This window comes from uncultured Streptococcus sp., from assembly GCF_915066115.1.
GTDB lineage: Bacteria > Bacillota > Bacilli > Lactobacillales > Streptococcaceae > Streptococcus.
Window position 1 is genome coordinate 1 of the sequence record NZ_CAJZDT010000118.1, and the last position, 5,836, is coordinate 5,836.

At 39.4% G+C, this 5,836-nt stretch carries 6 protein-coding genes; all 6 read left to right on the forward strand.

All coding sequences use genetic code 11. The features are described 5' to 3' along the window. Positions 1 to 169 precede the first annotated feature (169 nt). Positions 170 to 2,650: a bifunctional DnaQ family exonuclease/ATP-dependent helicase gene (locus QZ565_RS07780; RefSeq protein ID WP_295527887.1), complete on the forward strand. Its 2,481-nt coding sequence runs from the start codon at positions 170 to 172 to the stop codon at positions 2,648 to 2,650. A 4-nt stretch (positions 2,651 to 2,654) separates the two neighbouring features. Then, positions 2,655 to 3,878 (forward strand): FtsW/RodA/SpoVE family cell cycle protein, encoded by a 1,224-nt coding sequence (locus tag QZ565_RS07785; RefSeq protein WP_049493273.1) that lies wholly within the window; start codon positions 2,655 to 2,657, stop codon positions 3,876 to 3,878. Between the two features lie 10 nt (positions 3,879 to 3,888). Next, the gene (locus QZ565_RS07790; RefSeq protein ID WP_295527881.1) at positions 3,889 to 4,443 is read left to right on the forward strand and encodes a DJ-1 family glyoxalase III; all 555 of its coding nucleotides are present in this window, start codon (positions 3,889 to 3,891) and stop codon (positions 4,441 to 4,443) included. A gap of 219 nt (positions 4,444 to 4,662) precedes the next feature. After that, complete coding sequence (gene rpsF, locus QZ565_RS07795; RefSeq protein WP_070529093.1) at positions 4,663 to 4,953, forward strand: 30S ribosomal protein S6; 291 nt, start codon at positions 4,663 to 4,665, stop codon at positions 4,951 to 4,953. Between the two features lie 11 nt (positions 4,954 to 4,964). Then, positions 4,965 to 5,435 (forward strand): single-stranded DNA-binding protein SsbA, encoded by a 471-nt coding sequence (gene ssbA / locus QZ565_RS07800; RefSeq protein WP_049510307.1) that lies wholly within the window; start codon positions 4,965 to 4,967, stop codon positions 5,433 to 5,435. Between the two features lie 31 nt (positions 5,436 to 5,466). Next, a complete protein-coding gene (gene rpsR / locus QZ565_RS07805) occupies positions 5,467 to 5,706 on the forward strand; it encodes a 30S ribosomal protein S18 (RefSeq protein ID WP_000068664.1) in 240 nt (79 codons plus the stop codon). Positions 5,707 to 5,836 lie beyond the last annotated feature (130 nt).

Genomic DNA, 5,836 nt, shown 5'->3' on the forward strand with positions numbered 1-5,836 from the left:
GTTCGAGTGACTCGTTTACTTGATTAAACCAATCTAATGGGTTCATCTTATTTCTCCTTTTCTGTATAATACTATTCAAACATTTTATAAAAATTTTTTCAAGCAAAGAGATTTTTCTATCGAAGTTGAGGGGTGTCAAACAGGGCTTTTTTTGATATAATTTTTAATGATGAATTCGAGAAATGATCGGTATGTGGTTGTTGATTTAGAGGCCACTAGCACCGGAAGCAAGGCAAAAATTATTCAAGTGGGTGTTGTGGTGATTGAAAATGGTGAAATCGTCGATCAGTATGGGACTGACATCAATCCTCATGAGCCCTTGGATTCTCATATAAAAGAATTGACAGGTTTGACTGATCAACGGTTGGCAGTTGCTCCAGAGTTTTCACAGGTAGCTGGAAGGATTTTTGAACTGGTCAAGGATGGTGTTTTTGTCGCGCACAATGTTCAGTTTGATGCAAATCTTCTAGCAGAGTACCTATTCTTTGAAGGTTATGAATTGAGAACTCCACGAGTGGATACCGTTGAGTTAGCACAGGTTTTGTACCCTCAGTTTGAAAAGTACAATCTCGGCATTCTCTGTCAAGAGTTAGGGATTAAGTTAGACCACGCCCACACCGCTCTCTCTGATGCACAAGCAACAGCAGAGCTTTTGCTTTTTATGCGTCAAAAACTTTTTCAGTTACCAAAAGGACTTTTAGAAACGTTGTTAAATCTTGCGGATAACCTCCTTTATGAAACTTATTTAGTGATTGAAGAAGTATATCAGCGCCAGTCCCTCCTTTCTTCTTACGATTTGATGGAGTTACATGGACTCTTTCTAAGAAAGAAAAGTAAGTCTTTAAAACCACGTAAGCTATCTAAGGATTTTACTAAAAATATTTCCTTATTAGACTTGGATGAACGTCCTCAGCAAGTTGAATTTGCAGAAAGAGTTGAGCGGTTATTAAAGGAACAGAAAACCACGTTTATTCAAGCCCAAACGGGACTTGGAAAGACTTATGGTTACCTACTGCCAGCTTTGAGCATGGAAAGTGAAGGTGGCATCCTTGTTAGTGTTCCTACCAAAATCCTTCAAAATCAAATTATGCAAGAAGAAGGAAGTCGATTAAAAGATACTTTTCATATTGATATTCATAGTCTTAAGGGACCTCAAAATTATTTGAAACTCGATAATTTTTATAAAGTACTTCATAGACCAGAGTCCAACCGCCTATTCACACGCTTTAAAATGCAAATCTTGATTTGGTTAACAGAGACAGAAACAGGTGACTTAGATGAAATCGGACAGCTGTATCGTTATCAACATTTTCTAGCTGAACTTGTACATGATGGAAAACTTTCAAAAAAAAGTTTATTTATTTCTGAGGACTTCTGGCAACGCAGTCAAGATAGGGCTAAATCGAGTCGCCTTTTGTTAACCAATCACGCTTATCTGGTAACACGTTTAGAGGATGATACAGAGTTTGTCAACAATCGCTTGGTAATCATAGATGAAGCTCAAAAAATGCTGATTGCCCTTGAAAACCTCGCCCAAGAGTCTTATCTCCTCGAGGCTTTAGTAACACAAGTTCAAAAGTCCTTGGAAACAGAAAAAGATCTTATTCAGAGACGGTTGCTTGAGAGTATCGGGTTTGAATGTCGCTATTTGATAGATCAGTTTTACTCAGGACTTAAGAATGACAAGTGGCTGGATTCTCTTGAAAACTTACGCCAGCATTTTTCTGAGTTAAGTCTTCCCGAGTATAGAGATATGATGCGCTTTTTTACATCGGACCGTGAATTTTGGCTGGCAACTGCTGAGAAGTCTAGTAAGGATGTCTTAATTTGTTCAAGTAAAAAAGGTCGCTTCCTACTAGCAGATTTATTGCCAGAGGATTGCAGAGTGCTTGGCGTATCTGCCACTCTTGAAATCAGTAATAGAGTTTCGTTAGCGGATTTATTAGGATTTACGGAAGCCCCACTTATTACAGTTGAATCTTTACAACAGAAGCAACAAGAAGTTTTATTAGTAAATGATTTTCCGTTAGTAACTGAACAATCTCCTTTAGATTATGCGAAAGAGGTTACATCAGTTATCCATTCCTTACAGACGTTTCAAGAGCCTTTGCTTGTTTTATTTACGTCTAAAGAATTACTGTTAGCAGTGTCAGATTTACTAGACCATCCTCATTTAGCCCAATATAAAAATGGGGAACCCAGTCAGCTGAAGAAACGTTTTGAAAAAGGAGAACGACAAATATTACTTGGAACAGGAAGTTTCTGGGAGGGGGTTGATTTTTCTACCCATCCTTGCGTTATTCAAGTAATTCCTCGATTGCCTTTCCAAAATCCCCAAGAACCTTTAACACGAAAATTAAATCATGAATTGCGTCAGGAAGGGAAGAATCCTTTCTATGATTATCAGCTGCCAATGGCCATTATTCGTCTCAAACAGGCTTTGGGTAGAACAATTAGAAAAGAGGAACAAGTTTCCATTGCTGTGATACTGGATAGTCGAGTTGTTCATAAACGATATGGTAAACAGATCAGACAAGCTCTAGCGAAGGAAAGAACTATCAAAGAGGTGAATAGAAACCAGATTACCTCTGCTGTTATTGATTTCCTCCAAAACAACAAAAATAAAAAATCTAAGAAAGAGGATAGGTGAATATATGAAACGTTCTCTCGACTCTAGAGTCGATTATAGTTTGCTTCTGCCAGTATTTTTGCTACTGGTTATCGGCGTGGTGGCTATTTATATTGCCGTTAGTCATGATTATCCAAACAATATTTTACCCATTTTAGGGCAGCAGGTCGCCTGGATTGCCTTGGGACTTGTGATTGGTTTTGTGGTCATGCTCTTCAATACAGAATTTCTCTGGAAAATTACCCCTTATCTATATGCTCTTGGATTAGCTTTGATGGTCTTACCTATTGTCTTTTATAATCCAAGTTTAGTTGCATCAACGGGTGCCAAAAACTGGGTATCGGTAAATGGTGTTACCTTGTTCCAGCCGTCAGAATTTATGAAGATATCCTATATCCTCATGTTGGCTCGTGTGATTGTCCAGTTTACCAAAAAACATAAGGAGTGGAGACGCACAGTTCCGCTGGACTTTTTGTTAATTTTTTGGATGATTCTCTTTACCATTCCAGTCCTAGTTCTTTTGGCACTTCAAAGTGACTTAGGGACGGCTTTGGTTTTTGTAGCCATTTTCGCAGGAATCGTTTTATTATCCGGGGTTTCTTGGAAAATTATTATCCCAGTATTTGTGACTGCTGTAACAGGAATTGCTGCTTTCTTAGCTATTTTTATCAGCAAGGACGGTCGGGCTTTTCTCCATCAACTGGGAATGCCGACCTATCAAATCAACCGTATTTTGGCTTGGCTTAATCCTTTTGATTTTGCTCAAACAACGACCTATCAGCAGGCTCAAGGGCAGATTGCGATTGGTAGTGGAGGCTTGTTTGGTCAAGGATTTAATGCTTCTAATCTGCTTATTCCAGTTAGAGAGTCGGATATGATTTTCACGGTCATTGCAGAAGATTTTGGCTTTATTGGCTCTGTCCTTGTTATCGCCCTTTATCTCATGCTGATTTATCGTATGTTGAAGATTACTCTTAAATCAAATAATCAGTTCTACACCTATATTTCTACAGGTTTAATTATGATGTTACTCTTCCATATCTTTGAGAATATCGGTGCCGTGACAGGTTTGCTTCCTTTGACGGGTATTCCCTTGCCTTTCATTTCTCAAGGGGGATCGGCTATTATCAGTAATCTGATTGGTGTGGGCTTACTTTTATCGATGAGTTACCAGACCAATCTAGCTGAAGAAAAGAGCGGAAAAGTTCCATTCAAGCGGAAAAAGGTTGTTTTAAAACAAATCAAATAAGGAGAAAATCATGGTAAAAGTAGCAGTTATGTTAGCTCAGGGCTTTGAAGAAATTGAAGCTTTGACAGTTGTGGATGTTTTGCGTCGGGCAAATATCACTTGTGATATGGTTGGGTTTGAAGAGCAAGTGACTGGTTCGCATGCAATCCAAGTAAGAGCAGATCGTGTCTTTGAGGGAGATTTATCCGACTATGACATGATTGTCCTTCCTGGCGGAATGCCTGGTTCTGCACATTTGCGGGACAATCAGGCCTTGATTCAAGAGTTGCAAAGCTTCGAGCAAAAAGGGAAGAAACTGGCAGCCATTTGTGCGGCACCAATTGCCCTCAATCAAGCAGGGGTATTGAAAAACAAGCAGTACACTTGTTATGACGGCGTTCAAGAGAAAATCCTTGATGGTCACTACGTCAAGGAAACAGTAGTGGTAGATGGTCAATTGACAACCAGTCGAGGCCCTTCAACAGCCCTTGCCTTTGCCTACGAGTTGGTGGAGCAATTAGGAGGAGACGCAGAGAGTTTACGAACAGGAATGCTCTATCGAGATGTCTTTGGTAAAAATCAGTAAAACGGATCCGTAATCTCTATAGTTTGATAAATACTAAAATATTAATCACTCTCTATAGAGTTATATTTTTTGAGAAGATGATTCGTCATCTTCTTTTTATATTTCGGTGTTTTTACTTGCGTAAAAAAATGTTTTCTAGTATAATAGTTTATTGTGAGCGAACCTCACTTACCCCTTGCAAAGTCTTGGGGTCATTAGACCAAAAGGAGGAACATATCAATGGCTAAATACGAAATTCTTTATATCATTCGTCCAAACATTGAAGAAGAAGCTAAAAACGCTTTGGTAGCACGTTTTGACTCTATTTTGACTGACAACGGTGCAACTGTTGTTGAATCAAAATCTTGGGAAAAACGTCGTCTTGCATACGAAATCCAAGATTTCCGTGAAGGACTTTACCACATCGTTAACGTTGAAGCAAACGACGACGCAGCTCTTAAAGAGTTTGACCGTCTTTCAAAAATCAACGCTGACATTCTTCGTCACATGATCGTCAAAACTGACGCGTAAGAAGGTAAACTATGATTAACAATGTTGTACTTGTAGGGCGTATGACACGTGACGCTGAGTTGCGTTATACCCCATCAAATGTAGCAGTTGCGACTTTTACTCTTGCAGTAAACCGTACATTTAAGAGTCAAAATGGCGAACGTGAGACTGATTTTATCAATGTCGTTATGTGGCGCCAACAGGCTGAAAACCTTGCTAACTGGGCTAAAAAAGGCTCACTTATCGGGGTGACAGGTCGTATCCAGACTCGTAGTTACGATAACCAGCAAGGACAACGTGTCTACGTGACAGAGGTCGTGGCTGAGAATTTCCAAATGTTGGAAAGCCGTAGTGTGCGTGAGGGTCACACAGGTGGAGCTTATTCTGCACCAAGTTCAAACTATTCAGCACCTACAAATTCAGTACCAGACTTTTCACGTGATGAAAATCCATTTGGAGCAACAAATCCATTGGATATTTCAGATGATGATTTACCATTCTAATGGACAACTAAAATTATAAAGGAGAAAAAACATGGCTCAACAACGTCGTGGCGGATTCAAACGCCGTAAAAAAGTTGATTACATCGCAGCAAACAAAATTGAATATGTTGATTACAAAGATACTGAGCTTCTTAGCCGTTTCGTTTCAGAACGTGGGAAAATCCTTCCTCGTCGTGTAACAGGAACTTCAGCTAAAAACCAACGTAAAGTAACAACAGCTATCAAACGCGCTCGCGTAATGGCTTTGATGCCTTTCGTAAACGAAGATTAAAAAAGAGGTCCGGGGGACCTCTTTTTCATAAGCTCGGAAATAAGAAAGCGAATTAAGACCCTTACGGGTCTTTTTTTCAGGTCCAGTGGACCTCTTTTTCATGAGCTTGAAAATAAGAAAGCGCATTAAA